General features: G+C 52.0%; 25 protein-coding genes, 4 tRNA genes and 1 other annotated feature. Of the genes, 22 read left to right on the top strand and 7 right to left on the bottom strand.

What is annotated here, in order from left to right:
• The first annotated feature begins 39 nt into the window (after positions 1-39).
• From alaS to luxS, 10 genes are all read left to right on the top strand, one after another.
• Positions 40-2,667: an alanine--tRNA ligase gene (alaS, locus tag RAC90_RS07315; protein ID WP_058708936.1), complete on the top strand. Its 2,628-nt coding sequence runs from the start codon at positions 40-42 to the stop codon at positions 2,665-2,667.
• A 249-nt stretch (positions 2,668-2,916) separates the two neighbouring features.
• On the top strand, positions 2,917-3,102 hold the full coding sequence (csrA, locus tag RAC90_RS07310; RefSeq protein WP_006120718.1) for a carbon storage regulator CsrA: 186 nt from the start codon (positions 2,917-2,919) through the stop codon (positions 3,100-3,102).
• 284 nt (positions 3,103-3,386) lie between these two features.
• Positions 3,387-3,479: transfer RNA gene (locus RAC90_RS07305), tRNA-Ser, on the top strand.
• Between the two features lie 8 nt (positions 3,480-3,487).
• Positions 3,488-3,564 (top strand) — tRNA-Arg (locus tag RAC90_RS07300).
• A gap of 135 nt (positions 3,565-3,699) precedes the next feature.
• Positions 3,700-3,776 (top strand) — tRNA-Arg (locus RAC90_RS07295).
• A 187-nt stretch (positions 3,777-3,963) separates the two neighbouring features.
• Positions 3,964-4,040: transfer RNA gene (locus RAC90_RS07290), tRNA-Arg, on the top strand.
• A gap of 612 nt (positions 4,041-4,652) precedes the next feature.
• Positions 4,653-5,219 (top strand): fructose-1-phosphate/6-phosphogluconate phosphatase, encoded by a 567-nt coding sequence (yqaB, locus tag RAC90_RS07285; RefSeq protein ID WP_044242548.1) that lies wholly within the window; start codon positions 4,653-4,655, stop codon positions 5,217-5,219.
• On the top strand, positions 5,216-5,644 hold the full coding sequence (locus RAC90_RS07280; RefSeq protein ID WP_110268336.1) for a YqaA family protein: 429 nt from the start codon (positions 5,216-5,218) through the stop codon (positions 5,642-5,644). The genes yqaB and RAC90_RS07280 overlap by 4 nt, the downstream gene beginning before the upstream one ends.
• Before the next feature lie 31 nt (positions 5,645-5,675).
• Positions 5,676-7,280 carry a glutamate--cysteine ligase gene (gene gshA, locus RAC90_RS07275; RefSeq protein ID WP_367143724.1) on the top strand — a complete coding sequence of 535 codons (1,605 nt, stop codon included), beginning with the start codon at positions 5,676-5,678 and terminating at the stop codon, positions 7,278-7,280.
• Between the two features lie 151 nt (positions 7,281-7,431).
• Positions 7,432-7,947, top strand: coding sequence for an S-ribosylhomocysteine lyase (gene luxS, locus RAC90_RS07270; protein WP_006120714.1), 516 nt, complete (start codon positions 7,432-7,434; stop codon positions 7,945-7,947).
• 126 nt (positions 7,948-8,073) lie between these two features.
• On the opposite strand, the gene RAC90_RS07265 is transcribed toward luxS, so the two are convergent.
• Positions 8,074-9,360: an HlyC/CorC family transporter gene (locus RAC90_RS07265; RefSeq protein ID WP_033739517.1), complete on the bottom strand. Its 1,287-nt coding sequence runs from the start codon at positions 9,358-9,360 to the stop codon at positions 8,074-8,076.
• 18 nt (positions 9,361-9,378) lie between these two features.
• A complete protein-coding gene (locus RAC90_RS07260; RefSeq protein ID WP_006120712.1) occupies positions 9,379-10,176 on the bottom strand; it encodes an inner membrane protein YpjD in 798 nt (265 codons plus the stop codon).
• A 167-nt stretch (positions 10,177-10,343) separates the two neighbouring features.
• Between RAC90_RS07260 and ffh the strand changes: the two genes are divergently transcribed.
• The 6 genes from ffh to RAC90_RS07230 all read left to right on the top strand — a co-directional run bounded on the left by ffh (position 10,344) and on the right by RAC90_RS07230 (position 14,804).
• On the top strand, positions 10,344-11,705 hold the full coding sequence (gene ffh / locus RAC90_RS07255) for a signal recognition particle protein (protein ID WP_006120711.1): 1,362 nt from the start codon (positions 10,344-10,346) through the stop codon (positions 11,703-11,705).
• Between the two features lie 142 nt (positions 11,706-11,847).
• Positions 11,848-12,096 carry a 30S ribosomal protein S16 gene (gene rpsP / locus RAC90_RS07250; protein ID WP_033739514.1) on the top strand — a complete coding sequence of 83 codons (249 nt, stop codon included), beginning with the start codon at positions 11,848-11,850 and terminating at the stop codon, positions 12,094-12,096.
• Between the two features lie 18 nt (positions 12,097-12,114).
• Positions 12,115-12,663 carry a ribosome maturation factor RimM gene (gene rimM / locus RAC90_RS07245; RefSeq protein ID WP_006120709.1) on the top strand — a complete coding sequence of 183 codons (549 nt, stop codon included), beginning with the start codon at positions 12,115-12,117 and terminating at the stop codon, positions 12,661-12,663.
• Positions 12,664-12,698: 35 nt separating this feature from the next.
• Positions 12,699-13,460 (top strand): tRNA (guanosine(37)-N1)-methyltransferase TrmD, encoded by a 762-nt coding sequence (gene trmD / locus RAC90_RS07240; protein ID WP_375124172.1) that lies wholly within the window; start codon positions 12,699-12,701, stop codon positions 13,458-13,460.
• A gap of 42 nt (positions 13,461-13,502) precedes the next feature.
• Positions 13,503-13,850, top strand: coding sequence for a 50S ribosomal protein L19 (gene rplS / locus RAC90_RS07235; RefSeq protein ID WP_006120707.1), 348 nt, complete (start codon positions 13,503-13,505; stop codon positions 13,848-13,850).
• A 399-nt stretch (positions 13,851-14,249) separates the two neighbouring features.
• Positions 14,250-14,804 carry a hypothetical protein gene (locus RAC90_RS07230; protein WP_033739511.1) on the top strand — a complete coding sequence of 185 codons (555 nt, stop codon included), beginning with the start codon at positions 14,250-14,252 and terminating at the stop codon, positions 14,802-14,804.
• A gap of 21 nt (positions 14,805-14,825) precedes the next feature.
• Here the strand turns inward: RAC90_RS07230 and RAC90_RS07225 are convergent, their stop codons facing one another.
• Entirely contained in the window at positions 14,826-15,353 is a 528-nt protein-coding gene (locus tag RAC90_RS07225) for a GNAT family N-acetyltransferase (protein ID WP_375124171.1), read from the bottom strand.
• 284 nt (positions 15,354-15,637) lie between these two features.
• On the opposite strand from RAC90_RS07225, the gene RAC90_RS07220 reads away from it, so the two are divergent.
• Entirely contained in the window at positions 15,638-16,717 is a 1,080-nt protein-coding gene (locus RAC90_RS07220) for a 3-deoxy-7-phosphoheptulonate synthase (RefSeq protein ID WP_033739508.1), read from the top strand.
• A 6-nt stretch (positions 16,718-16,723) separates the two neighbouring features.
• Positions 16,724-17,845, top strand: coding sequence for a bifunctional chorismate mutase/prephenate dehydrogenase (gene tyrA, locus RAC90_RS07215; protein WP_006120703.1), 1,122 nt, complete (start codon positions 16,724-16,726; stop codon positions 17,843-17,845).
• 36 nt (positions 17,846-17,881) lie between these two features.
• Here the strand turns inward: tyrA and pheA are convergent, their stop codons facing one another.
• The 4 genes from pheA to bamD all read right to left on the bottom strand — a co-directional run bounded on the left by pheA (position 17,882) and on the right by bamD (position 20,631).
• Positions 17,882-19,045 carry a bifunctional chorismate mutase/prephenate dehydratase gene (gene pheA / locus RAC90_RS07210; protein WP_033739505.1) on the bottom strand — a complete coding sequence of 388 codons (1,164 nt, stop codon included), beginning with the start codon at positions 19,043-19,045 and terminating at the stop codon, positions 17,882-17,884.
• A gap of 22 nt (positions 19,046-19,067) precedes the next feature.
• Positions 19,068-19,191, bottom strand: a sequence feature (Phe leader region).
• Entirely contained in the window at positions 19,143-19,190 is a 48-nt protein-coding gene (locus RAC90_RS07205) for a hypothetical protein (RefSeq protein ID WP_193750318.1), read from the bottom strand. Its footprint overlaps the feature before it by 48 nt.
• 99 nt (positions 19,192-19,290) lie before the next feature.
• Positions 19,291-19,623: a ribosome-associated translation inhibitor RaiA gene (gene raiA / locus RAC90_RS07200; protein WP_006120701.1), complete on the bottom strand. Its 333-nt coding sequence runs from the start codon at positions 19,621-19,623 to the stop codon at positions 19,291-19,293.
• A 276-nt stretch (positions 19,624-19,899) separates the two neighbouring features.
• Positions 19,900-20,631 (bottom strand): outer membrane protein assembly factor BamD, encoded by a 732-nt coding sequence (gene bamD, locus RAC90_RS07195; protein WP_006120700.1) that lies wholly within the window; start codon positions 20,629-20,631, stop codon positions 19,900-19,902.
• Positions 20,632-20,760: 129 nt separating this feature from the next.
• On the opposite strand from bamD, the gene rluD reads away from it, so the two are divergent.
• The 4 genes from rluD to RAC90_RS07175 all read left to right on the top strand — a co-directional run.
• Positions 20,761-21,741 (top strand): 23S rRNA pseudouridine(1911/1915/1917) synthase RluD, encoded by a 981-nt coding sequence (rluD, locus tag RAC90_RS07190; protein WP_006120699.1) that lies wholly within the window; start codon positions 20,761-20,763, stop codon positions 21,739-21,741.
• The gene (gene yfiH / locus RAC90_RS07185; RefSeq protein ID WP_375124170.1) at positions 21,738-22,469 is read left to right on the top strand and encodes a purine nucleoside phosphorylase YfiH; all 732 of its coding nucleotides are present in this window, start codon (positions 21,738-21,740) and stop codon (positions 22,467-22,469) included. Before rluD ends, yfiH begins: the two co-directional genes overlap by 4 nt.
• A gap of 125 nt (positions 22,470-22,594) precedes the next feature.
• Positions 22,595-25,168 carry an ATP-dependent chaperone ClpB gene (gene clpB / locus RAC90_RS07180; protein ID WP_375124169.1) on the top strand — a complete coding sequence of 858 codons (2,574 nt, stop codon included), beginning with the start codon at positions 22,595-22,597 and terminating at the stop codon, positions 25,166-25,168.
• Positions 25,134-25,498, top strand: a 365-nt coding sequence (locus RAC90_RS07175; RefSeq protein ID WP_375124168.1) for a hypothetical protein, incomplete at its 3' end; no start/stop codon positions are given. The genes clpB and RAC90_RS07175, both read left to right, overlap by 35 nt.

Here is a 25,498-nt window from a genome sequence, read left to right as displayed (position 1 = left end):
TAAAGAAGGACCTTTCGTTAGCGTGATTCCAGGATATATATGAGCAAGAGCACTGCTGAGATCCGTCAAGCGTTTCTCGACTTTTTCAATAGTAAGGGACATCAGGTTGTAGCAAGCAGCTCCCTGGTACCGAACAACGATCCGACGTTACTGTTTACTAACGCCGGAATGAACCAGTTTAAAGATGTGTTTCTCGGTCAGGACAAGCGTGACTATACCCGCGCCACCACGTCGCAGCGTTGCGTTCGTGCGGGCGGGAAGCATAACGACCTTGAAAACGTCGGTTACACCGCACGCCATCACACCTTTTTTGAAATGCTGGGCAACTTCAGCTTCGGCGACTATTTCAAAAAAGAAGCCATTGCCTATGCCTGGGAACTGCTGACCGGTGACCAATGGTTCAGGCTGCCGAAAGAGCGCCTTTGGGTTACTGTCTATGAAACCGATGACGAAGCGTTCGACATCTGGGCCAATGATATTGGTGTTCCGCGCGAACGTATTATCCGTATTGGCGACAACAAAGGCAGTGCTTACGCGTCAGATAACTTCTGGCAGATGGGGGACACGGGTCCTTGTGGTCCCTGCACCGAGATTTTCTACGATCATGGCGATCATATCTGGGGCGGGCCGCCAGGCAGTCCTGAAGAGGACGGCGATCGTTACATCGAAATCTGGAACATCGTCTTCATGCAGTTTAACCGTCAGGCGGATGGCACCATGCTGCCATTACCTAAGCCGTCGGTAGATACCGGAATGGGGCTGGAACGCATCACGGCGGTCCTGCAACATGTGAATTCCAACTATGAAATCGATCTGTTCCAGAAGCTGATTAACGCGGTTGCTGAGGTCACTGGTGCGACCGATCTGAGCAATAAGTCGTTGCGCGTTATTGCCGATCATATCCGCTCCTGTGCATTCCTGATTGCGGATGGCGTGATCCCGTCGAACGAAAACCGCGGTTATGTTCTGCGCCGTATCATTCGTCGTGCAGTGCGTCACGGCAACATGTTGGGTGCGAAAGAGGCGTTCTTCTACAAACTGGTTGCACCACTGATTGAGGTGATGGGGGCGGCTGGCGAAGAGCTGCAGCGCCAACAGACTCAGGTTGAAAATGTTCTGAAGAGCGAAGAAGAGCAGTTTGCGAAAACACTGGAGCGTGGCCTGGCCCTGCTTGATGACGAACTGGCTAAACTGAAAGGCGATACGCTGGATGGTGAAACTGTCTTCCGTTTGTACGATACCTTTGGTTTTCCTGCCGATTTAACGGCCGATGTCTGCCGTGAGCGTAATCTCAAAATTGACGAAGCCGGTTTTGAAAAAGCCATGGAACAACAGCGTCAACGGGCCCGTGAAGCCAGCGGCTTTGGCGCTGACTACAGCAATGTCATCCGTACAGATGCGGCCTCATCCTTTAAAGGCTATGACCAACTGGACCTGGCCGCGACGGTGAAAGGGCTGTTCGTCGCAGGTGAAGCGGTTGACACCGTTTCGGCAGGGCAGGATGCGGTGGTAGTGCTGGATGAAACGCCTTTCTATGGCGAGTCGGGTGGTCAGGTTGGCGATACCGGTGTGCTGAAAGGCAATAACGTTGAATTCCAGGTTCAGGATACGCAGAAATATGGCCAGGCAATTGGGCATATTGGCAAAGTGAGCAGCGGTAAGCTGCGCATTGGCGACCGCGTGGAGGCGGTGGTTGATGAAGCACGTCGTGCACGTATCCGTCTGAATCACTCCGCAACGCACTTAATGCATGCTGCATTGCGTCAGGTGCTGGGTGAGCACGTCGCACAGAAAGGATCTCTGGTTAACGATAAATACCTGCGTTTTGACTTCTCTCATTTTGAGGCCATGAAACCTCAGGAGATTCGTCAGGTCGAAGATATTGTGAACGCGCAAATCCGTCGCAACTTACCGGTAGAAACCGACGTGATGGATCTTGAGGCGGCGAAGGCGAAAGGCGCAATGGCGCTGTTTGGCGAGAAATATGACCAACGCGTGCGTGTACTGACCATGGGCGATTTCTCTGTTGAACTCTGTGGTGGTACGCACGCTGCACGTACGGGGGATATTGGTCTGTTCCGTATTCAGGCTGAATCGGGTAGCGCAGCCGGTATTCGCCGCATTGAAGCGGTCACGGGTGAAGCAGCACTGGCGCAGGTTTATGCCCAGAGCAGTCAGTTACAGGACATTGCTCAGTTGGTGAAAGCCAACAGCAGTAACCTGAACGACAAAGTGCGTGGGCTGGTTGATCACGTGCGGTTGCTGGAAAAAGAATTACAGCAGTTGCGCGATCAGCAGGCTGCGCAGGAAAGTGCCCAGCTCGGCAACAACGCCATTGATGTGAAAGGCGCGAAGCTGCTGGTGACAGAGCTCAGTAACACCGATCCGAAAATGTTGCGCACTATGGTTGATGATCTTAAAAATCAGCTGGGTTCAGCCATCATTGTTCTGGCCACTGTCGCTGAGGGCAAAGTGTCATTGATTGCTGGCGTAACAAAAGATCTTACCGACCGCGTAAAAGCGGGAGAGCTGATTGCTGAACTTGCCCCGAAAGTGGGCGGGAAAGGCGGTGGTCGACCTGATATGGCGCAGGCAGGTGGCAGTGATGCTACGGCACTGAAAGGTGCGCTGGCAGGTGTTGAAGGATGGGTTTCGAGCCGTCTGTGATGAAATAAAATAATTCATCGTAGCAAGCGTCAGAACTGGTGTTCCGGCGCTTTTTAATACGGTGTTAAATTTGCTAGTGACAAAGTCGGGTTGATGTAGCGTATTTCGGCTAAACTATTTATCAGCAGAATGTATTGGCGCGTTGATGTGCAATGGTGTATTTCTCATAACCTGTGTACAGCGTTAAGTGATGGATAACGCCGGGAAGCTGTATGAGCCCGACTCTTTTAATCTTTCAAGGAGCAAAGAATGCTTATTCTAACTCGTCGAGTTGGTGAAACCCTCATGATTGGCGATGAGGTGACTGTAACGGTGCTGGGCGTCAAAGGTAACCAGGTCCGTATTGGTGTTAACGCACCCAAAGAAGTGTCTGTGCATCGCGAAGAGATTTACCAGCGCATCCAGGCCGAAAAAACGCAACAAACTAACGTCTGACAGATTCTGCGTCTCGCACCTGTGCGAGACGCTCCCCTTTTTCCTCCCGCCGCTTAATTTCCTTTTTTCTGTTTATCGCCCATTTTTGTTAACTTCATCATCTTTCATTGTTGATTATTCACTCTTTTTGCCGTCATTTTGTCCCAATTGCCTGTCATTTGTGCAAACAGAAAAAACCTTCCGAAAAATTGTTTGACTTATAAGTCCGGGAAAGTAATATGTGCGCCACGCAGTGCCGATGAGCGGAAACAAAGTTCAGAAGCACAGTTCGGAAGAACGCGTAAGGTGAGGTGGCCGAGAGGCTGAAGGCGCTCCCCTGCTAAGGGAGTATACGGTCAAAAGCTGTATCGAGGGTTCGAATCCCTCCCTCACCGCCATTTCCGATGCATCCGTAGCTCAGCTGGATAGAGTACTCGGCTACGAACCGAGCGGTCGGAGGTTCGAATCCTCCCGGATGCACCATATCGTTGAATATGGACACGTTGATGCAAGGCTACGCGCCAGCAGAGAACGGTATCGGAACAGAGTTGTAAAGTGAATTAGCAATTCCTTCATGGTGAGTCGTTAGCACCCTGCGTTGTACAAGAATTTCATAATGCATCCGTAGCTCAGCTGGATAGAGTACTCGGCTACGAACCGAGCGGTCGGAGGTTCGAATCCTCCCGGATGCACCATACTTTCCAGTATGGACGTGTGTTCCTGGTCTGTAAGACATTTAATCTGTCAGTCAGAACCAGTGAGGATAACGTTGCAACAGCAACGGCCCGAAGGGTAAGGCGCCAGCCGAATCATCCTCCCGGATACACCATTCTTCGTATTATCCCCAGGTTGATTTCTGCCGTCCCATAAAGCTTTCTAAATGCATCCGTAGCTCAGCTGGATAGAGTACTCGGCTACGAACCGAGCGGTCGGAGGTTCGAATCCTCCCGGATGCACCATACTTTTCAGTGTGGACGTGTGTTCCTGGTCTGTAAGCCATTCAGTCTGTCAGTCAGAACCAGCGTTGCGTCAGCAACGGCCCGAAGGGTAAGGTCCCGCCGAATCATCCTCCCGGTGTATCGCGATTAATCTTCAAACGCCTTCTCTCTGCGCTCCACCTGACAGCCCACACAACCTCGCCACGCGTGCTAAACGCAAAAGCAAGGATTGTCGTCGTGTATTTCATTCAACGCCTTCCTGGTGCAGCAGGTGCGTAACAGCCAGCCTTACCGTCGCAATCCAGAACGCCAACTTAACTGTTTTAGTCATAAACATAGTATTGAATTCCTCTCGATCAGGCTGATTTTGTAAGGAATATCGTGTTTATCGCGACGTAAACTTTCTGTCCCGGATGGCAGGCACTTCGGCTTTCTTAACATAATGCTTACGTTCTGCTTTCCTGCTAAAACCATTGGAAATTCGAAGGGTTACAGGCTTTCCATCACGATCACCTTTATCTGAAAACTAAAATAGCTAATGCTTTCAAAGCATTTGCTGTTCATCCCGCCTGGCGACAACCTACGCACATTCAGCTAAAGTAGTGGCTCATTTGTTGGAGGTCCTCTGTGACAATCTACGATCAATACGACGCCCTGATTTTCGATATGGACGGGACTATTCTTGATACAGAACCGACACATCGAAAAGCGTGGCGTCAGGTGCTGACGCGTTATGGCTTAACGTTTGATGAAGCGCGCATGATGGATTTCAATGGTGCGCCATCATGGCGGCTGGCGCAGCTAATTGTCGAAACCAATAACGCCGATCACGATCCTTATCTGCTTGCCGCAGAAAAAACGGCGGCAGTGAAAGCGATGCTGCTGGAAAATGTCCAGCCGCTTCCGTTAATGGACGTCGTTAAGGCTTATCACGGACGTCGACCACTGGCTGTTGGCACCGGTAGCCAGCACGCCATGGCAGATGCACTTCTTAATCATCTGGGTGTCAGAGATCTCTTCTCGGCGGTGGTTGGGGCGGATGACGTCGAGCATCACAAACCGGAACCCGAGACGTTCCTGCGCTGTGCGGCATTACTGGGCGTTGAACCGGCGCGTTGTGTGGTATTTGAAGACGCAGATTTTGGCGTACAGGCAGCGAAAGCCGCAGGTATGGCCGTGGTTGATGTCCGTCTGCTGTGATCGAGACGCTGGCATATCTGTCTTTATTGAGCAGCAGCTTTCTTAGTGCGACGCTACTTCCGGGTAGCTCAGAGGCGCTGTTGGTTGCATTGCTGATCGCGAAAAGCGCATCAGTTTACGGGTTGATTGGAGTCGCATCGTTAGGGAATACCCTGGGTGGCTTGACCAACATAATTTTGGGTCGCTTATTGCCGTTAAAACGTCAGGGGCGATGGCATGAAACAGCAATGGCATGGTTGCAGCGGCTTGGGCCGGCGGCTTTGTTATTGAGTTGGTTGCCGGTAGTGGGTGATTTGCTCTGCGTGCTTGCAGGCTGGTTGCGTTTTGCCTGGCTACCCACTGTGCTGTTTCTGGCGATTGGCAAAACTCTGCGTTACATCGTTATTGCGACCGCCACATTACAGGGCATGGAATGGTGGCATTGATTCGTACAGATTCGGGGCTAGGGTTAACACTATGCTGAACAAAAATAAATTATTCACACAGCCGGAGGTTAATGTGATCCCCGACGTATCAAAGGCGTTATCCTGGCTGGAGGCGCATCCTGATGCACTGAAAGGCATTGGTCGTGGCATCGAACGTGAAACGTTGCGCGTGCAGCCGGATGGACATCTTGCAACGACTGCGCATCCTGCGTCGCTCGGATCGGCGCTTAAGCATGACTGGATCACCACTGACTTTGCTGAGACGCTGTTGGAGTTCATTACCCCAGTCGATCACAGCATTGAGCATATGCTGGCGTTTCTGCGCGATGTCCACCGCCATGTTGCGGATGAGCTCGGTGACGAACGCATGTGGCCTTTTAGCATGCCTTGCCTGATTGAGGACGCCAATAAGATTACGCTGGCGCAGTATGGCACATCGAATATTGGTCGGATGAAAACGCTGTATCGCCAGGGGCTTAAAAACCGCTATGGTGCGCTGATGCAAACCATCTCCGGTATTCACTATAACTTCTCTCTGCCGCTGTCGTTCTGGCAGGCATGGGCAGACGTAAAAGATTACGAAAGTGGTAAAGAGACGATTTCTGCGGGTTATCTGCGCCTGATTCGTAACTATTATCGCTTTGGCTGGGTCATTCCTTATTTGTTTGGCGCATCGCCCGCTATCTGCTCCAGCTTCCTGCAGGGCAAAGAAAGCGCACTGCCGTTTAAACACGATGAGAAAGGCACGCTGTGGCTGCCTTACGCGACATCGTTACGTCTGAGCGACCTGGGTTACACCAACAAGTCACAAAGCGCATTGGGCATTACCTTTAATTCCCTTGAGGGTTACGTCAGCGCACTGAAAAAAGCGATTAAAACGCCTTCAGAAGACTTTGTGAAGATGGGCACCCGGGATGCAGAGGGCAACTGGTTACAGCTGAATACCAACGTATTGCAGATTGAAAATGAACTCTATGCGCCGATTCGTCCGAAACGCGTTACCCGTTCCGGAGAAGCTCCATCAGATGCGTTGTTACGGGGTGGCATTGAGTACATTGAAGTGCGTTCCATGGACATTAATCCCTTCTCACCTGTTGGTGTGGATGAGAATCAGGTCCGCTTCCTCGATCTGTTCCTGATCTGGTGCACGCTGGCAGACGCGCCTGAAATGAGCGCTGATGAATTACAATGTAGCCGGCAGAACTGGAACCGCGTGGTGCTGGAAGGACGTAAGCCTGACCTGAAGATTGCGGTAGGATGTGGTGAGGCGGAATATTCACTGCGCGAGGTGGGCAAAACCTTGTTCGCCGACCTGCGCCGCGTCGCAGAAGCGCTGGACAGTAATCAGGGCACCACTGAGTATCAGCAGGTCTGCGATGAACTGGTAGCATCCTTTGACGATCCTGAGCTAACCTATTCGGCGCGTATTCTGAATGCCATGAAAGAACACGGCGTAACGGGCACGGGGATTATGCTGGCGGAACAGTATCGTCAGTTGCTGGTTAATGAGCCGCTGGAAGTGTTAAAGCCAGAGGACTTTGCGCAACAGGCGCAGGCATCTGTTGCGGCGCAACAGCAGCTTGAAGCGAGTGATACGCTGGATTTTGAAACCTATCTGGCCAGCCGGGAAGGGTAGAAAAGAAAAAGGCCACATCACTGTGGCCAAATTAACATCTCTGTTGTCAGGGATGGATGATAACAAATGCGCGTCTTTCATATATTCAGACGCTGGGCGATCGGAAAAGTTTCATCGTTCATAAAAAATTTTTCAGACTAAGAGGTGACGTATGCCATTACTGGATAGTTTTACTGTAGATCATACCATCATGGCCGCGCCCGCCGTGCGTGTTGCAAAAACCATGAAGACGCCGCATGGCGATACGATTACCGTTTTCGATCTGCGTTTTTGTCGCCCCAATATCGATATTCTGACTGAACGTGGCATCCATACGCTTGAGCATCTGTTTGCAGGTTTTATGCGTAACCACCTCAACGGTGATGGCGTAGAAATTGTCGATATTTCACCTATGGGTTGCCGTACCGGCTTCTACATGAGCCTGATTGGTGCGCCAGATGAGCAACGTGTGGCACAGGCCTGGAAAGGCGCGATGGAAGATGTGCTGAAAGTGAAAGATCAGAACCAGATTCCTGAGCTGAATGAATACCAGTGTGGAAGTTACAAGCTGCATTCGCTGGATGAAGCGCAGCAAATTGCCCGTAATGTGCTGGCACAGGAGATCGGCGTTAACCACAATGACGATCTGAAACTGCCTGCTGAAAAGCTGAAAGAGCTGCACATCTAGTCTGGGCTGTTCTCACAAAAACGCCGCGCATACGCGGCGTTTTTTATTGGGTTACGGCTCGCCGTTTATGCAAAAAGCCGGAGCCAGGCCAATAAAAAGCCGCCCTAAAAGGCGGCTTTATTCTGCTCAGGAGCCTACAGACTGTTTAAGCGGCGTCTGTGGCGTAATGCGCACCTGCTTAATCATATTATCCTGCACATCCAGGATATCGACGTCGTAATGATTCACCCGGACTCGCGTATTAACGGTGGGGATCTCTTCCAGCGCCTCCAGCAGCATGCCGTTAATCGTGCGCGCTTCCTGCTCGGGTAACTGCCAGTTGAAAGCTTTGTTGATCTCACGAATATTGGCGCTGCCTTCAATGAGCACCGAGCCATCGTTTTGCGGCATGACCTCTTCGGCCAGCGACGGAGACATCGAGGTAGTGAAGTCCCCGACAATTTCTTCCAGAATATCCTCAATAGAGATCAACCCTTTAATATCGCCATATTCATCAACCACCAGACCGGTCTTTTTCTTGTTGCGCTGAAACTTCACCAACTGCGTGTTAAGCGGAGTGCCTTCCGGGATGTAGTAAATTTCATCAGCGGCACGCAGCAACATCTCTTTAGTGAACTCTTTTTTCTCCGTCATCATGCGCCAGGCTTCACGCACGCGCAGCATGCCCACGCAGTCATCCAGTGAGTCGCGGAACAGTACAATACGACCGTGCGGTGAGTGGCTGAGCTGACGAATCACGGATTTCCAGTCGTCATTGATATTGATGCCGACGATTTCATTGCGTGGCACCATAATATCGTCCACGCTGACCTTTTCCAGGTCCAGTACGGACAGCAACATGTCCTGGTTGCGTCGGGACATGTGCGTACGTGATTCATAAACGATAGTGCGCAGTTCCTCTTTACTTAACGCGGAACTGATAGCCCCTTCTGCCCGAATGCCAACAAGACGCATCAGTAGACGCGTAATGGTATTCAGTAACCAGACCAGCGGCAGCATAACGTACTGCAGCGGGCCCAGCAGAAAGCTACTGGGATAGGCGACTTTTTCTGGATAAAGCGCAGCAACGGTTTTAGGGAGCACCTCTGCAAAAACCAGCACGACAAAGGTCAGAACACCCGTCGCAATCGCCACACCGGCGTCACCATACAGGCGCATTCCCACAATGGTGCCAATGGCGGACGCAAGGATATTGACCAGGTTATTCCCGATGAGCACCAGGCTGATAAGGCGATCGGGACGCTTTAACAACTTTTCAACGCGGCGGGCGGCGCGGTGACCATTTTTTGCCTGATGACGCAATTTATACCGATTGAGCGTCATCATGCCGGTCTCAGAACCCGAAAAGTAGGCTGAAACCAACACCATGATGATGAGCGTGACAATCAGGGTCGTGGTCGAAACATGTTCCACCGCAAAACTTCCTTTTGATTAAGAACTGTGAATAAGCAGATGCTGAAGCACGCGACTGCCGAAATAAGCCATCGTCAGCAGCACAGCGCCGCTGCAGTTGAACCACACCACACGGCGACCGCGCCAGCCTTCATGATAGTGGCCCCAGAGCAAAACGATGTAGACAAACCAGGCAATAATGGACAGCACGGCTTTATCCACGTTCTCGGCGCTGAACAGATCGTGCATATAGAACAGGCCCGTACACAGCACCAGCGTCAGTAACACCACGCCGACCTGGGTGATGTGGAACATCTTCCGTTCAATGGTCAGCAGCGGTGGCATATCCTGCGTGAAGGCCAGCTTTTTGTTTTTCAACTGGTAGTCAATCCATGCCAGCTGTAACGCATACAACGCCGCAATAATCAGCGTGGCATAGGCAAACAGCGACAGGCCAATGTGGATCATAATGCCTGGCGTTGTTTCAAGATGGGTAATGAATGCGTTCGGTACAAATGTGGCAAAAGCCAGGTTAATTAAGGCAAAGCTGTAGACAATCGGCAGCAGTAACCAGCCACGATTCCGTGAGGCAACAATGGTCATAATGGCACAGATCAGCAGGCTGACCAGCGAACCAATATTCAGCAGGCTGAGGTTTTGCCCGCCATCGACAGCGAAAATTCGTTGCTGCAGGGCGACGGCGTGGGTGACAAGCGCCACACAGGCCGACAACACAGCTAACCGACGCCAGCCGCTTTGACGTTTCAACAGGCTGGGGATGATGAGTGCAAGACTCAGGGAGTAGGCGAACAGCGCCACAATCGCGAAAACGGACATAGTTCCTTTCAGGCATCAGTCAGATAAAGGAAAAGGGCAGTATAGCGCCAGGCGAAGCAGGCTCCAAACGATCTGAGGTGGAATTGAAGAGATCGGCTCGGCTTCGTGTTATAATCCGCCGCATTCTGCCGATATGGCGCCTCGCGATTTTTTTTAAGTGAGAGACAATGTTTGACAATTTAACCGATCGTTTGTCGCAAACCCTGCGCAATATCAGCGGCCGCGGAAGGCTGACTGAAGACAACATCAAAGACACGCTGCGCGAAGTGCGCATGGCATTGCTGGAAGCTGACGTTGCGCTGCCGGTGGTGCGGGATTTCATTAACCGCGTAAAAGAAAGCGCGGTGGGCCATGACGTCAATAAAAGCCTGACGCCGGGGCAGGAATTTATCAAAATCGTCCGCAATGAACTGGTTGCGGCGATGGGCGCAGAAAACAACGCGCTGGATCTGGCCGCGCAGCCGCCGGCTGTCGTGCTGATGGCGGGCCTGCAGGGTGCGGGTAAAACCACCAGTGTGGGTAAGCTGGGTAAATTCCTGCGTGAAAAGCACAAGAAAAAAGTGCTGGTGGTGTCCGCGGACGTTTATCGCCCGGCGGCGATCAAACAGCTGGAAACTCTGGCACAGCAGGTGGGGGTGGATTTCTGCCCGTCCGATCTGAGCCAGAAGCCTGTTGATATTGTCAACAACGCGCTGCGTGAAGCCAAACTCAAGTTTTACGATGTATTGCTGGTGGATACCGCAGGTCGTCTGCACGTAGACGAAGCGATGATGGACGAGATTAAACAGGTTCATGCCGCGATTAATCCGGTTGAAACCCTGTTTGTCGTGGATGCCATGACCGGTCAGGATGCGGCGAATACCGCGAAGGCCTTTAATGAAGCGCTGCCGCTGACCGGGGTTATCCTGACGAAAGTGGATGGTGACGCGCGCGGCGGTGCCGCGCTGTCGATTCGCCATATCACGGGCAAGCCAATCAAGTTTATGGGGATGGGCGAGAAGACCGATGCGCTGGAAGCGTTTTATCCGGACCGTATCGCCTCACGCATCCTTGGTATGGGCGACGTCCTCTCGCTTATTGAAGATATCGAGAGCAAAGTTGACCGCGCGCAAGCGGAAAAACTGGCGAAGAAGCTGAAAACCGGCGACGGTTTTGATCTCAATGATTTCCTTGAGCAACTGAAGCAGATGCGCAACATGGGCGGAATGGCGAGCCTGATGGGCAAGCTGCCGGGCATGGGGCAACTGCCTGACAACGTGAAATCGCAGATGGATGACAAAGTGCTGGTCCGCATGGAAGCCATCATCAATTCAATGACGCGCAAAGAGCGCGAAAAACCAGAAATCATCAAAGGCTCACGTAAGCGCCGTATTGCCACCGGCTCCGGTATGCAGGTGCAGGACGTTAACCGCTTATTAAAGCAGTTCGACGACATGCAGCGGATGATGAAGAAAATGAAGAAGGGCGGAATGGCGAAAATGATGCGCGGCATGAAAGGTATGATGCCGCCAGGTTTCCCCGGACGCTAAGAGGTTCCACAAAAAAGCCTGGGATGGCTCAGTTTAGGTTGCTTTTTGCGCCAAAATGAGTAAAATTTTCGGGCTTTTTATACAGCACCCGGACCCCGTTCCTCGATGGGGGCCGGGTGTTTTATTAACTGAAGAGGATGTTATGGTAACAATTCGTTTGGCACGTCACGGCGCTAAAAAGCGTCCGTTCTATCAGGTCGTCGTTACTGACAGCCGCAATGCACGCAACGGTCGCTTCATCGAGCGCGTAGGTTTCTTCAACCCGATCGCTTCTGGTCAGGCTGAAGCACTGCGTCTGGATCTGGATCGTATCGAGCACTGGGTTGGCCAGGGCGCAACGCTTTCTGATCGCGTTAACGCGCTGATCAAAGAAGCAAAGAAAGCAGCTTAATCTGTCACGGTGGTGAGCATGAGCAGACAACTTGCCGCACAGGCACCTGTTAACCCGATTGTATTGGGCAAAATGGGCGCTGCATACGGCATTCGCGGCTGGCTCAAAGTGTTTTCCTCCACTGAAGACGCTGAAAGCATCTTTGACTACCAACCCTGGTTTATCCAGCGCGCCGGTAAATGGCAGCAGGTGGAACTGGATAGTTGGAAGCACCACAATCAGGACCTGATCATCAAAGTCAAAGGCATTGACGATCGGGATGCGGCGGCACAGTTGACCAATTGCGAAATTCAGGTCGACTCGACGCAACTGCCTGCGCTGGAAAACGGTGAGTACTACTGGAAAGACCTGATGGGTTGCAAGGTGGTCAACGTTGAAGGCTACGAGCTGGGTAAAGTCATCGATATGATGGAAACCGGTTCGAACGACGTTCTCGTCGTGAAGGCAAACCTGAAAGATGCGTTTGGTGTACAGGAGCGGTTAATTCCGTTTCTTGATGAACAGGTTATCAAGAAAGTCGATCTCGCTACTGGCCTTATTGAAGTAGATTGGGATCCTGGTTTTTGATCTCCGAATCAAACGGTAACGTAACGGCGAAAACAATGTGGATTGGTGTAATTAGCCTGTTTCCAGAAATGTTTCGCGCTATTACCGATTACGGGGTAACTGGCCGGGCAGTAAAAAATGGCCTGCTCAGCGTTCAAAGCTGGAGTCCACGTGACTTCACGCACGACCGGCACCGTACTGTGGACGATCGTCCTTATGGTGGCGGACCGGGAATGCTGATGATGGTACAACCTTTACGGGATGCCATCTCCGCAGCGAAAGCAGCGGCGGGAGAGGGTGCCAGGGTGATATATCTTTCACCTCAGGGGCGCAAACTGGACCAACAGGGCGTTTGCGAACTGGCGTCACGCGACAAGTTAATTCTTGTTTGTGGCCGCTATGAAGGGATTGATGAGCGCGTAATCCAGACCGAAATTGATGAAGAATGGTCAATCGGTGATTACGTTCTCAGCGGTGGGGAACTGCCCGCAATGACGATGATTGACGCAGTCGCCCGGTTCATTCCGGGAGTACTCGGCAAGCAGGCGTCAGCCGATGAGGATTCGTTCTCGGAGGGATTGCTGGATTGTCCACACTATACCCGACCTGAAGTGTTAGAAGGGATGGAGGTTCCGCCAGTATTACTGTCGGGCAACCATGCCGATATTCGCCAGTGGCGCCTGAAACAGTCGCTAGGCCGTACCTGGCTGAGAAGACCTGAACTTCTGGAAAACCTGGCTCTGACTGAAGAGCAAGCAAGGTTGCTTACGGCGTTCCAACAGGAACACCAGCAACAAAACGATGATGCGGAAGAGTAATCTTCCCTGACTATCAGTTTACCCAGGATAAGAGATTTAATTATGAGCAACATTATTAAGCAAATTGAACAAGAGCAGATGAAACAGGACGTACCTTCCTTCCGTCCGGGTGATACCGTGGAAGTGAAAGTATGGGTCGTTGAAGGTTCTAAAAAACGTCTGCAGGCATTCGAGGGCGTGGTTATCGCTATTCGTAACCGCGGTCTGCACTCTGCATTCACTGTTCGCAAAATTTCTAACGGCGAAGGCGTTGAGCGTGTCTTCCAGACTCACTCTCCGGTAATTGACAGCATCGCTGTTAAACGTCGTGGCGCTGTGCGTAAAGCCAAACTGTACTACCTGCGTGAGCGTACTGGTAAGTCTGCTCGTATCAAAGAGCGTCTTAGCTAAGGTATCGCTAACGCGACATCTAAAAGTTAATAGCAAACAAGGGGTTGGCAGCATGCCAGCCCCTTTTTTTTATTGCCAGAGAAACGCTTTCACAGAAAAGACTTACCCGATGCAGCCCGCAGTCCGGGTCTGTCGGCCTGACAGGGCGGATTGTCGTTTAGGATGACGAATCCCGGCGTGAAGGACGATCACGATCACTCCCGTCAGCAAGGGATGGCGTCTCTGCCGGTGTTTTCAGGTAACATGTGTCCCGCCGTTCGCGCGTTGAAGACAGGGCCGTACTGCAAAATAAAAGCACGCTGTCATGAGCGGCTGCATAAATATTGCCTCCCCGATTTTCGTCGTCTCGCCCATGAGAGGGGTTGCCCGGGAAGGTGCGCATTATCATAAGGACAGGTTGTGAAGGACGCTCTTTTTTTTCTTTCTGGATTTTTACTTTCCATCGCCTCATTTCGTTCAGCCCGCTATGCGCTGGAAGGCAACAGCAATCTATGGCTTTGCCGCATTCTGACCGTGCTGTGGTCCCTCATGGTGTTCGTGTTGTTTCCCCTGTTTCTCGCCATTGGATTATATGGTCCGGCCCTGATTCTGGTGGCGCTGAACCTCATCATTGTCTGGGCTGGCCGTGAACACAGAAAGGAAATGGCGCGTAAGAAGCAGAAAGCCACGGCAGTTAAGCCGCATATCCCGTTAGTCGATGTGGATATGCCCTGGCTGAACATGAAAGAGATCGGCTTCAGTTATTTTGACTATGAGGGCAAGGTCGTTTACCAACGCGTCGATGTGGAATCCTGCGATGGGCGATTTATTAAAGGTTATAGTCATTTTTACAGAGAGTTACGCGCATTCGAACTGGACCGGATTGAGTACGGCATGGTTATTGTCTGGCGGACAAATGAAAGCATGACCGTTGACGACTGGCTTATCGCTTATGTTGAGGCTTATAGCCTCTGAGAACGCCCGGCTGACCTGACATCAGGGGCGCTGAAAATGATAGATCGCCGCGTTTACTGGCCCGCTGTCCAGGACAATTAAGCCATAACGGTAATCGATAAAGCGCCCACCGCTTTTTTCTGCCACTCGCCGGCTGGCATAGTTGTTCTCCACCGCCAGCAGTTCGATTGTCTGCACATCCGGCCGCGCAAAGCCAAATTCCAGTAATAACTTCACCGCCTGCATAGCCACGCCCTGGCGCTGTGCATCGCTGCGCACCCAGTAACCGAGGGAACACAACGCGCCCGGCTCGCTGGCAAAACGAAAACCAGCACCGCCTAACAGACGATCCTGCGCATCCACAATCGCAAACTCTTCTGATTCTCGTACCGCCCGTTGTAAGTGGGTAAAGCGAATCCAGCTTTCGGCCTCATGAGGCTGATAGTTTTCGTGTGCCCAGCTCATCCAGGGCAAAAGGGTATCAAGTGAGGCATTTACCGCCGCGGTAAATGCCTCGACATCGTTTAACTGAAAAGGACGTAGCCGGATTGTTGGTGGGATCTGAACCATATTTCTGCCTCTCTGTGGGAATGCGCTTATCTTAACAGGCGATACCGCCACGTAAAATTCTTGTATGTATATTAAAGTTTACACATTCAGCGACTTTTGAGTTCTTTTGTTTTTTATTAATATTATGTTTTTATTGGTATTTAATTTATTTTGCCAATGATTTTATGGTTAGTGGTAAATAAAGTGTACATCCAGCATTGTTGCGTGTATCAGTTATGGTACAGTAGTGCCACATCCTCTGTGAGGATCCTGTAAACGCATAAATGAGTGTAAAGGACAGCAAGATGCAAAAAGACGCGCTAAACAATGTTCACATTGCGAATGAACAAGTGTTGATCACCCCTGAAGAGCTGAAAACCAAGTTTCCGTTAAGCCCTGCGCAGCAGGCGCAAATCGCGGCATCGCGCCAGACCATTGCCGATATCATTGCCGGTCGCGATCCACGCCTGTTAGTGGTGTGCGGTCCTTGCTCTATTCATGACACAGAAGCCGCTCTTGATTATGCGCGTCGTTTAAAAACTCTTTCCGAAACGGTGAGTGATCAACTCTATCTTGTTATGCGCGTCTACTTTGAGAAACCCCGCACAACCGTTGGCTGGAAGGGGTTGATCAACGATCCTTACATGGATAACTCATTTGATATGGAAGCAGGGCTGCATATTGCACGTGAATTGCTGGTTAATCTGGTCGACATGGGCCTGCCTTTAGCTACGGAAGCGCTGGATCCTAACAGCCCACAGTATCTGGGCGATCTCTTCAGCTGGTCGGCGATCGGTGCGCGTACAACGGAATCGCAAACGCACCGTGAGATGGCGTCAGGACTCTCCATGCCGGTTGGCTTCAAAAACGGGACTGATGGCAGCCTGGGCACGGCGATTAATGCCATGCGTGCGGCGGCGATGCCTCACCGGTTTGTCGGGATCAATCAGTCGGGCCAGGTCTGCCTGCTGCAAACGCAGGGTAACCCGGATGGCCACGTCATTTTACGCGGAGGAAAAGCGCCCAACTACAGCCCTGAAGATGTGGCGCAGTGCGAAGCCGCCATGCTAAAAGCGGGACTCCGTCCGGCCTTAATGATAGATTGCAGCCATGGTAACTCCGATAAAGATTACCGCCGTCAGCCCGGTGTAGCGGAATCTGCCGTTGCGCAAATCAAACAAGGTAACCGCTCAATTATTGGCTTGATGCTGGAAAGTCACATCCATGAAGGCAACCAGTCTTCTGAGCAGCCGCGCAGCGAGATGAAGTATGGTGTTTCCGTCACGGATGCCTGCATCAACTGGCAGGTTACCGAAGATTTACTGCGTGGCATGCATCATGAGCTACAAGGGGCGCTGGCGGCGCGTTTTTCACACGAGGTCTGATAGGTAATGGTCGCGGAACTAAACGCATTACGTGAACAAATTGATACGGTAGATAAAGCTTTACTGGATCTGCTGGCAAAACGTCTGGAACTGGTCGCTGAAGTGGGTGAAGTCAAAAGCCGCCATGGTTTGCCGGTCTATGTCCCTGAACGTGAAGCATCGATGCTGGCGTCGCGTCGTAAAGAAGCTGAGGCCCTTGGTGTTCCTGCGGACTTGATCGAAGACGTATTACGCCGGGTGATGCGTGAATCTTATGCCAGCGAAAACGATAAAGGTTTTAAAACATTGTGTCCTGCGCTTCGCCCAATCGTGATTATCGGCGGTGAAGGGCAGATGGGGCGCCTGTTCAATAAAATGCTGACGTTGTCTGGCTATGCGGTAAAGACGCTGGACAAAGATGACTGGGACAAGGCGGATACATTGCTGGCGGATGCCGGTATGGTGATGATCAGTGTCCCTATTCATCTGACAGAGGCGGTGATTAACCGGCTTCCTCCCTTGCCGGATGACTGCATACTGGTGGATCTTGCCTCGGTTAAACATCGCCCTTTGCAGGCGATGCTGGCCGCACATCGCGGGCCAGTATTGGGTCTGCATCCAATGTTTGGGCCTGACAGCGGCAGCCTGGCCAAGCAGGTTGTGGTCTGGTGTGATGGGCGACAACCGGAAGCCTACCAGTGGTTTCTGGAGCAGATCCAGGTCTGGGGCGCGCGCCTTCATCGTATCGGTGCGGAAGAGCACGATCAGAACATGGCCTTTATTCAGGCCCTGCGCCATTTTGCGACGTTTGCTTATGGGCTGCATCTGGCGGAAGAGAACGTCAATCTTGACCAACTACTGGCGTTGTCATCGCCTATCTACCGGCTGGAGCTGGCAATGGTTGGGCGCCTGTTTGCTCAGGATCCCCAGCTCTATGCGGATATCATCATGTCGTCTGAAAATAACCTGAATCTTATCAAGCGGTATTATCAGCGATTTGGCGAAGCGATTGCTTTGCTGGAACAAGGCGATAAGCACGCCTTTATCGCCAGCTTCAATCGGGTTGAGGCCTGGTTTGGCGATCACGCAAAACGCTTTTTGGTTGAAAGCAGAAGCTTACTGCGATCGGCTAACGACAGCCGTCCTTAAAAGCAAAAGGCATCCAACCGGATGCCTTTTTCATTTCTATTGCTTGGGTTCCACAGGAATCACATTCTCACTGGGATAGCAGCCAAGAACTTTCAGTGAACGCGTCATGGCGCGAAGTTCTTCCAGTGCCTGCTGCATTTTCTCAGACTGCAAATTACCCTGCACATCCAGATAAAACATCTCTTCCCAGGGATTGCCGTTAATTGGACGGGATTCCAGCTTGCTCATGATGAGATTGTGCTGGCGCAGGACCAAAAGGGCGTCAACCAGTGCACCTGCCTGTTGACCGGTTGCCATGATCAGCGTGGTTTTGGCCGAAATCTGATCGGAGACATCAATAGGTTTGCGTGCCAGAACAATAAAGCGAGTATGGTTCTGCTGCTGGTTAGCCAGATGGCGCTCAAGCACGCGTAACTGATAAAGCTCACCTCCGGCCTCACTGCCGATAGCCGCAACCTTCGGCGAGTTGAGCGCGGCCACTTTTTCCATCGCGGCGGCGGTACTTTCTGTGTAAACAATATTCCAGTGTGGAAAACGGTTGATAAAGTGGCTGGACTGCTGGAAAGGCTGTGGGTGGCTGTAAACCGTTTCGATTTGTTCCAGGTCGCTCGGACCGCTCACCAGCATGCAGTGCTCAATGGGCAACGTCATTTCACCGACAATCGACAAATTGGTCTGTTGAAGCAGGTCATAAACATCATTGATGGAGCCGGAACTGGTGTTTTCGATGGGCAGGACAGCGTAGTCTGCCGCGTTGTTCTCAACCTGTTTAATAATGTCGTGGAATTTCAGGCAACCGCATTCCACCATGCTGTCGAAATGGCGGGCAGCATACTGTCGCGCAGCCAGATGAGAATAAGAGCCCTTTGGCCCTAAAAACGCGATGCGCGCAGCCTGTGCATGCGGATGGTTCAGGTTCTTTTGCAGCAATGCCTGCTGTGTCAGCACGGAGTCTTCAATGACTAACTGAAACAGACGGGTAATGTAATGCGCATCTAACTGATGCTTTTTGCCCAGCACAATAAGGTGTTCGATCAGCGCGCGCTCACGTTCGATATCACGGACAGGACGATGGGTGGCGAGTTTCGCTTCTGCCACCTCCACAGCCAGCAAACGCCGTTCGGCAAGTAACGTCAGTAGTTTTTCGTCCACGGCGCTGATTTTTTCACGCAGCGCCAGAAGCGGATTGTCCGGGGTCATAAGGCTCACCTGTAAGCTATCCAATAAAAAAGCCTCCCGATTGGGAGGCTTTGTTGTTCGTCTTCGCTTTCTTTTTACACGACGAATGGCCTCCCGTTCAGGGGAAGGTAAAAAAGAAAGCGAAGAAAAACGACAGTATTTTCATGAGGCGTTCCAAAATTGAGCTGACCTGAGAGTAACCGTACTCACGAAAAGCTGTCAACAAAAAACGCGCCCGGAGGCGCGTCAGAAAAGCGGGGATGAGGCTACTCTTCGGCTGCTGGCGTGAAATCTTTCACGCTGCTGGCCGCACGCCGCGCTTCAGGTTTGTGTTGGACTTTATTGAGTTGGCGCTCAAGTTTGCCGATCAAATCATTGATAGCGGTGTACATGTCGTCATGTTTGGCACTGGCGACCAGGGTACCGTTTGGTGTGTTGATGGTCGCGTCTGCCACAAACTCTTTGGACTCTTTCGACAGGACGATATGCGGATTAATCAGGTCAGTTTGCCATTTCTCAAGCTTGGCAAGGCGGTCTTCGACGTGTTCACGGATGGCTGGAGTAATTTCCATTTGCTTACTGGTAATGTTCACGATCATTATGCTTACCTCTCTGTGATTGCCGTCGGAATAGATCCAGCATAGCGCGATAATTCTGTATTTGTGTGATTTTTATCACAAAAAAATGTCACTTTTTGTCAACCAGGGCAAATTGTGAGAAAGGGCGAGAATGTGGTCGAAAAGGCTTGAAGCCAGGGCATTAACAAGGCATTGTTGATAGGTTAGCTCAGCGGCAACGTGTCAATATTGCCTGTTCTGTGCGCAAAAAAAAGCAGCCTCAGGGCTGCTTTTTTTGTTTCGGGAAAGGAAGGCTGATTAACCGTTATTGGCGGCGATAATTTTTGCCACTTTATCGGCCTCTGCATTCAACTGCAGTTGACGGTAGGCATTTTCCATCAGCGGAAGCGCGTCGTGGGTCGCCTGCGTATCAGGATAATCGCGCATCATGCCTTCAACACGGTTAACGACCGCGACATAAGCCCCGCGCTTGGTATAGAATTGCGCCACCGAGAGTTCATATTTAGCCAGACGATCTTTCAGGAAGACCTGACGCTTGTAAGCATCAGCGGCATACTGGCTGTTCGGGTAACTGCGCAGCAGCTGTGCAAAGTCGCGGAAAGCATCGCGCGCATGCGTAGGATCACGGTCCGAACGGTCAATGCCAAAAAAGCCCTGCAATGCTGAATCGTCCAGCGCCATATCCGTCAGACCTTTCATATAGATGACGTAATCGATATTAGGGTGCGTAGGATTTAAACGCATAAAGCGACTAATCGCCGCCTGCGCCATGGGCAGATCGGCATTTTTATAGTACGCGTAGATCAAATCCAACTGAACCTGCTGCGAATAGGGACCGAACGGGTAACGATTATCCAGCGCTTCCAGTTGCTTAATCGCCGCTTTAAAGTTACCGTCCTGCAGCTTTTGTTGCGCTGTAGCATAGATTTCAGAAGGCGGGTTGTCCGGTACCGCGTCATTTGAGCCGGAACAACCAACAAGTGCCAGGCTCAGTGTGGCTGCAGCCACCAGATATTTCATACGCGTCATGACGAAGTGATTATCCTCAAAATGTTATGGCGGAAGCTGTCCGTATAGCTCCCGGTAATGACCAGGTACGATAGCACATTATATTAAACGGCATCGCCGTAAAACCCAACGTTAACGAAGAAGCTGTATATGGCACAACAAGTTCAACTCACCGCAACGGTATCCGAGTCACAACTCGGACAACGTTTAGATCAGACTTTGGCGGAATTGTTCCCTGATTATTCACGTTCCCGCATAAAAGAGTGGATTCTCAACCAGCGCGTCAGTGTTAACGGCACTGTCATTGATAAGCCGAAAGAGAAAGTGCTTGGCGGCGAGCGCGTCACGATTGATGCAGAGATCGAAGAGGAGCAGCGCTGGGAACCCCAGGACATCCCGCTGGATATCGTATACGAAGACGAAGATATTATCGTCATCAATAAACCACGTGACCTGGTTGTTCATCCTGGGGCGGGAAATCCCGACGGTACGGTACTGAATGCACTACTGCATCACTATCCCGCCATTGTGGACGTTCCGCGTGCGGGGATTGTCCATCGTCTGGATAAAGACACCACCGGTTTGATGGTGGTGGCGAAGACCGTACCGGCGCAGACGCATTTAGTTGATGCCCTGCAGCGTCGTGAAATTACGCGTGAATATGAGGCGGTGGCCATTGGCACCATGACGGCGGGGGGAACGGTGGATGAACCGATTAGCCGTCACTCGACGAAACGTACGCATATGTCCGTGCATCCAATGGGTAAACCCGCTGTGACCCATTATCGCATTATGGAGCATTTCCGCGCCCATACGCGGCTTCGTCTGCGACTGGAAACCGGCCGTACGCACCAGATTCGCGTGCATATGTCGCATATTAATCATCCGCTGGTGGGCGATCCGCTCTACGGTGGCCGGCCGCGTCCGCCAAAAGGCGCGTCTGAAGAATTTATCGCGACCTTACGCGGTTTTGATCGTCAGGCCCTGCACGCCACAATGCTCCGTCTTTATCATCCCATCTCGGGTATTGAGATGGAGTTTCATGCGGCCATTCCGCAGGATATGATCGATCTGATTGACGCGCTGAAAGCCGACACAGAGATGTTCAAGGATCAACTGGACTGGTTATGAGTCTGATTATCCCAAAATGGCCTGCGCCAGCGCAGGTGCGAGCTGTCTCGACATTACGCCACGGTGGCGTCAGTGAGGGAAACTGGTGTTCGCTGAATCTCGGGGGCCATGTCGGTGATAAAGCAGAACATGTTCGTGCTAACCGTGAGCGACTGGTCTCGCTTGCGGCGTTGCCCGCGATGCCGCAATGGCTGAATCAGGTGCATTCAACTGACGTTGAACATCTCTCTGCCCGCATGGTTCCTCAGCCGCGGCAAGCCGATGCCTGCATAACGCGTGAGCCGGGCGTAGTTTGTGCTGTGATGACCGCTGACTGCCTGCCCGTGCTGTTTTGTTCTGACGATGGGCGTGAAGTGGCCGCTGCACATGCCGGATGGCGTGGGCTTTGTGGCGGCGTGCTGGAAAATACGCTGGCGCAGTTTCAGGCGCCGCCCGACAGAATCCATGCCTGGCTGGGGCCGGCGATCGGTCCTGATGCTTTTGAAGTCGGCGCGGAGGTTCGTCGTGCATTCATGGACATTGATCCGCGTGCGGCGGATGCATTCCGCCCCGTCGGAGATAAATTTTTTGCCGATATCTGGCATCTGGCCCGACAACGCCTGCAGGCCGCAGGGGTCCAGTCTGTCAGTGCAGATTCACGCTGCACCTTCAGTGAACCCGACAATTTCTTCTCCTACCGCCGGGACAGGATCACCGGGCGTATGGCAACTTTAATTTGGCTGTTATAGTCTTACGCCATAAGACGATCCAGGCAGTGCATTTTTTACTCATATCTCAGGTCATTATCCTTGAAAACTTGAGGGATGACCTCATTTTAATCTCCAGTAGCATTTGACCTGTAATGGGAGGAATTATGCGTCTGGATCGTCTTACTAATAAATTTCAACTTGCTCTCTCCGACGCGCAGTCTCTGGCATTGGGACACGACAACCAGTTTATCGAACCTTTACATCTGATGAGCGCACTGCTCAAACAGGAAGGGGGATCGGTCGCTCCGCTGTTGTCCTCTACCGGCATAGACGTGGCCTCTCTGCGTACTCAGATTGACCAGGCTATCGATCGTCTGTCCCAGGTGGAAGGCAGCGACGGCGACGTGCAACCTTCTGCCGACCTGATCAGAGTGCTTAATCTGTGCGACAAGCTGGCACAGAAGCGCAATGACAACTTTATCTCATCTGAATTATTTGTTTTGGCAGCCCTGGATTCACGTGGCTCGCTGGCAGACATTCTGAAGTCTGCGGGTGCCACTAACGACAAGCTCACCAAAGCGATAGAACAACTTCGTGGAGGTGACAACGTGAACGATCAGGGTGCTGAAGATCAGCGTCAGGCGTTAAAGAAATACACAATCGATCTCACTGAGCGTGCCGAGAAAGGCAAGCTGGATCCGGTGATTGGTCGTGATGAGGAAATTCGCCGTACCATTCAGGTATTGCAGCGCCGTACTAAAAATAACCCTGTGTTAATCGGTGAGCCCGGCGTAGGTAAGACCGCCATTGTTGAAGGGCTGGCCCAACGCATTATCAATGGCGAGGTGCCGGAAGGGCTGAAAGGTCGCCGTGTACTGGCGCTGGATATGGGCGCGCTGGTGGCGGGGGCAAAATACCGGGGTGAATTCGAGGAGCGCCTGAAAGGCGTACTCAGCGACCTGGCCAAACAGGAAGGCAACGTCATCCTGTTTATCGATGAGTTACATACCATGGTGGGCGCAGGCAAAGCGGACGGCGCAATGGATGCCGGTAATATGCTGAAGCCGGCACTGGCACGTGGTGAGCTGCACTGCGTCGGTGCCACCACGCTGGATGAATATCGCCAGTACATCGAGAAGGATGCGGCACTGGAGCGTCGTTTCCAGAAAGTGTTTGTCGCAGAGCCAAGCGTTGAAGATACCATCGCCATTTTGCGCGGGTTAAAAGAGCGCTATGAGTTGCACCATCATGTACAGATTACTGACCCGGCTATCGTTGCGGCGGCCACGCTTTCTCACCGCTATATCGCCGATCGTCAGTTACCCGATAAGGCGATTGACCTGATCGATGAAGCGGCATCCAGCATTCGTATGCAGATTGACTCCAAACCAGAGGCACTGGATCGACTGGAGCGGCGCATTATTCAGTTGAAACTGGAACAGCAGGCGCTGAAGAAAGAGTCTGATGATGCCAGCGTGAAACGTCTGGAGATGCTCGAAGCGGAGCTGAATCAGAAAGAGCGTGAATATGCTGAGCTGGAAGAAGAGTGGAAAGCGGAAAAAGCCTCATTAACCGGTACGCAGAATATTAAAGCGGAGCTGGAACAGGCACGCCTCCAGCTTGAGCAGGCGCGTCGCTCTGGTGATTTGGCGCAGATGTCTGAGCTGCAGTACGGCAAAATCCCGGCGCTGGAAAAACAACTGGCTTCTGCCACCCAGTCTGAAGGCAAAACCATGAAGCTGCTGCGCAATCGCGTGACAGATGTGGAAATTGCCGATGTGCTGGCGCGCTGGACCGGTATTCCGGTTGCCCGCATGATGGAAGGGGAGCGAGACAAACTGCTGCGAATGGAACAGGAGCTCCACTCGCGCGTTATCGGACAGGATGAAGCCGTCGAAGCGGTGTCCAATGCCATTCGTCGTAGCCGTGCGGGTCTGGCCGATCCAAACCGTCCTGTCGGGTCATTCCTGTTCCTCGGCCCAACGGGTGTGGGTAAAACCGAGTTGTGTAAATCGCTGGCTAACTTCCTGTTTGACAGTGACGATGCGATGGTCCGTATCGACATGTCTGAATTTATGGAGAAACACTCGGTATCGCGGCTGGTGGGGGCACCTCCGGGCTACGTTGGCTATGAAGAGGGCGGCTATCTGACCGAGGCGGTTCGCCGTCGTCCGTATTCGGTGATTCTGCTGGATGAGATAGAGAAGGCGCATCCCGATGTCTTCAATATCCTGCTGCAGGTGCTGGATGATGGCCGGTTAACGGATGGGCAAGGTCGCACCGTTGATTTCCGCAACACGGTGGTAATCATGACCTCGAACCTGGGCTCCGATCTGATTCAGGAACGTTTCGGCAATCTGAACTACGCCGAAATGAAGGGGGTTGTCATGGGTGTGGTAGGACAGCACTTCCGTCCTGAATTTGTTAACCGTATTGATGAGGTGGTGGTGTTCCATCCTCTGGGTGAAAAACACATTGCCTCTATCGCACAGATTCAGCTGCAACGGTTGTACAAACGTCTGGAGGATCGCGGTTATCAGCTGCATATCTCTGATGCCGCGATCAAGCTGCTGGGTGAGAACGGTTATGATCCGGTGTACGGTGCGCGTCCACTGAAACGCGCTATCCAGCAACAGATAGAGAATCCGCTGGCACAGCAGATCCTTTCCGGACAACTGGTTCCGGGAAAAGTGATAGAAATGGATGTCAAAGACGACGTCATTACGGCACATCAGTAAGGCTGTCTCTGTTAAAAACGGGCGTAATGCCCGTTTTTTGTTTCTGAAACGGGCCGGATTGGCGGTTTCTGCGACGGTTTGCCTGGAAAGTGAGCGGTTGAGAGGTTTCTTTGAATTACCCCCTTGCCAGCCCAAAATATTTGCCTATAATGCGCCTCCACTGACACGGCACAACGGCTTACGTAACGCGGTGTTCAGCAGAGAACTCCCCGGAGTTTTCGCCGGAGAAAAACTTCTGAAAAAGAGGTTGACTCTGAAGGAGGAAAGCGTAATATACGCCACCTCGCAACAGACGGTTAACCCGCTGATTGCACTGCTCTTTAACAATTT

Source organism: Pantoea sp. CS_6, assembly GCF_041954745.1.
In the GTDB taxonomy this organism is placed as follows: Bacteria; Pseudomonadota; Gammaproteobacteria; order Enterobacterales; family Enterobacteriaceae; genus Pantoea; species Pantoea stewartii.
The sequence above is the reverse complement of the archived record's forward strand: the minus strand, read 5'-3'. Positions and strand labels throughout refer to the sequence as shown.

Bases quoted from the DNA above. Each gene is read 5' to 3' on its own strand.
- rluD (WP_006120699.1), top strand. From the start codon at position 20,761: ATGGCACAACAAGTTCAACTCACCGCAACGGTATCCGAGTCACAACTC.
- bamD (WP_006120700.1), bottom strand. From the start codon at position 20,631: ATGACGCGTATGAAATATCTGGTGGCTGCAGCCACACTGAGCCTGGCA.
- rpsP (WP_033739514.1), top strand. From the start codon at position 11,848: ATGGTAACAATTCGTTTGGCACGTCACGGCGCTAAAAAGCGTCCGTTC.
- gshA (WP_367143724.1), top strand. From the start codon at position 5,676: ATGCTGAACAAAAATAAATTATTCACACAGCCGGAGGTTAATGTGATC.
- luxS (WP_006120714.1), top strand. From the start codon at position 7,432: ATGCCATTACTGGATAGTTTTACTGTAGATCATACCATCATGGCCGCG.
- rimM (WP_006120709.1), top strand. From the start codon at position 12,115: ATGAGCAGACAACTTGCCGCACAGGCACCTGTTAACCCGATTGTATTG.
- pheA (WP_033739505.1), bottom strand. From the start codon at position 19,045: ATGACCCCGGACAATCCGCTTCTGGCGCTGCGTGAAAAAATCAGCGCC.
- tyrA (WP_006120703.1), top strand. From the start codon at position 16,724: ATGGTCGCGGAACTAAACGCATTACGTGAACAAATTGATACGGTAGAT.
- ffh (WP_006120711.1), top strand. From the start codon at position 10,344: ATGTTTGACAATTTAACCGATCGTTTGTCGCAAACCCTGCGCAATATC.
- yfiH (WP_375124170.1), top strand. From the start codon at position 21,738: ATGAGTCTGATTATCCCAAAATGGCCTGCGCCAGCGCAGGTGCGAGCT.
- RAC90_RS07260 (WP_006120712.1), bottom strand. From the start codon at position 10,176: ATGTCCGTTTTCGCGATTGTGGCGCTGTTCGCCTACTCCCTGAGTCTT.
- alaS (WP_058708936.1), top strand. From the start codon at position 40: ATGAGCAAGAGCACTGCTGAGATCCGTCAAGCGTTTCTCGACTTTTTC.
- RAC90_RS07220 (WP_033739508.1), top strand. From the start codon at position 15,638: ATGCAAAAAGACGCGCTAAACAATGTTCACATTGCGAATGAACAAGTG.
- rplS (WP_006120707.1), top strand. From the start codon at position 13,503: ATGAGCAACATTATTAAGCAAATTGAACAAGAGCAGATGAAACAGGAC.
- RAC90_RS07225 (WP_375124171.1), bottom strand. From the start codon at position 15,353: ATGGTTCAGATCCCACCAACAATCCGGCTACGTCCTTTTCAGTTAAAC.
- csrA (WP_006120718.1), top strand. From the start codon at position 2,917: ATGCTTATTCTAACTCGTCGAGTTGGTGAAACCCTCATGATTGGCGAT.
- trmD (WP_375124172.1), top strand. From the start codon at position 12,699: ATGTGGATTGGTGTAATTAGCCTGTTTCCAGAAATGTTTCGCGCTATT.
- clpB (WP_375124169.1), top strand. From the start codon at position 22,595: ATGCGTCTGGATCGTCTTACTAATAAATTTCAACTTGCTCTCTCCGAC.
- raiA (WP_006120701.1), bottom strand. From the start codon at position 19,623: ATGATCGTGAACATTACCAGTAAGCAAATGGAAATTACTCCAGCCATC.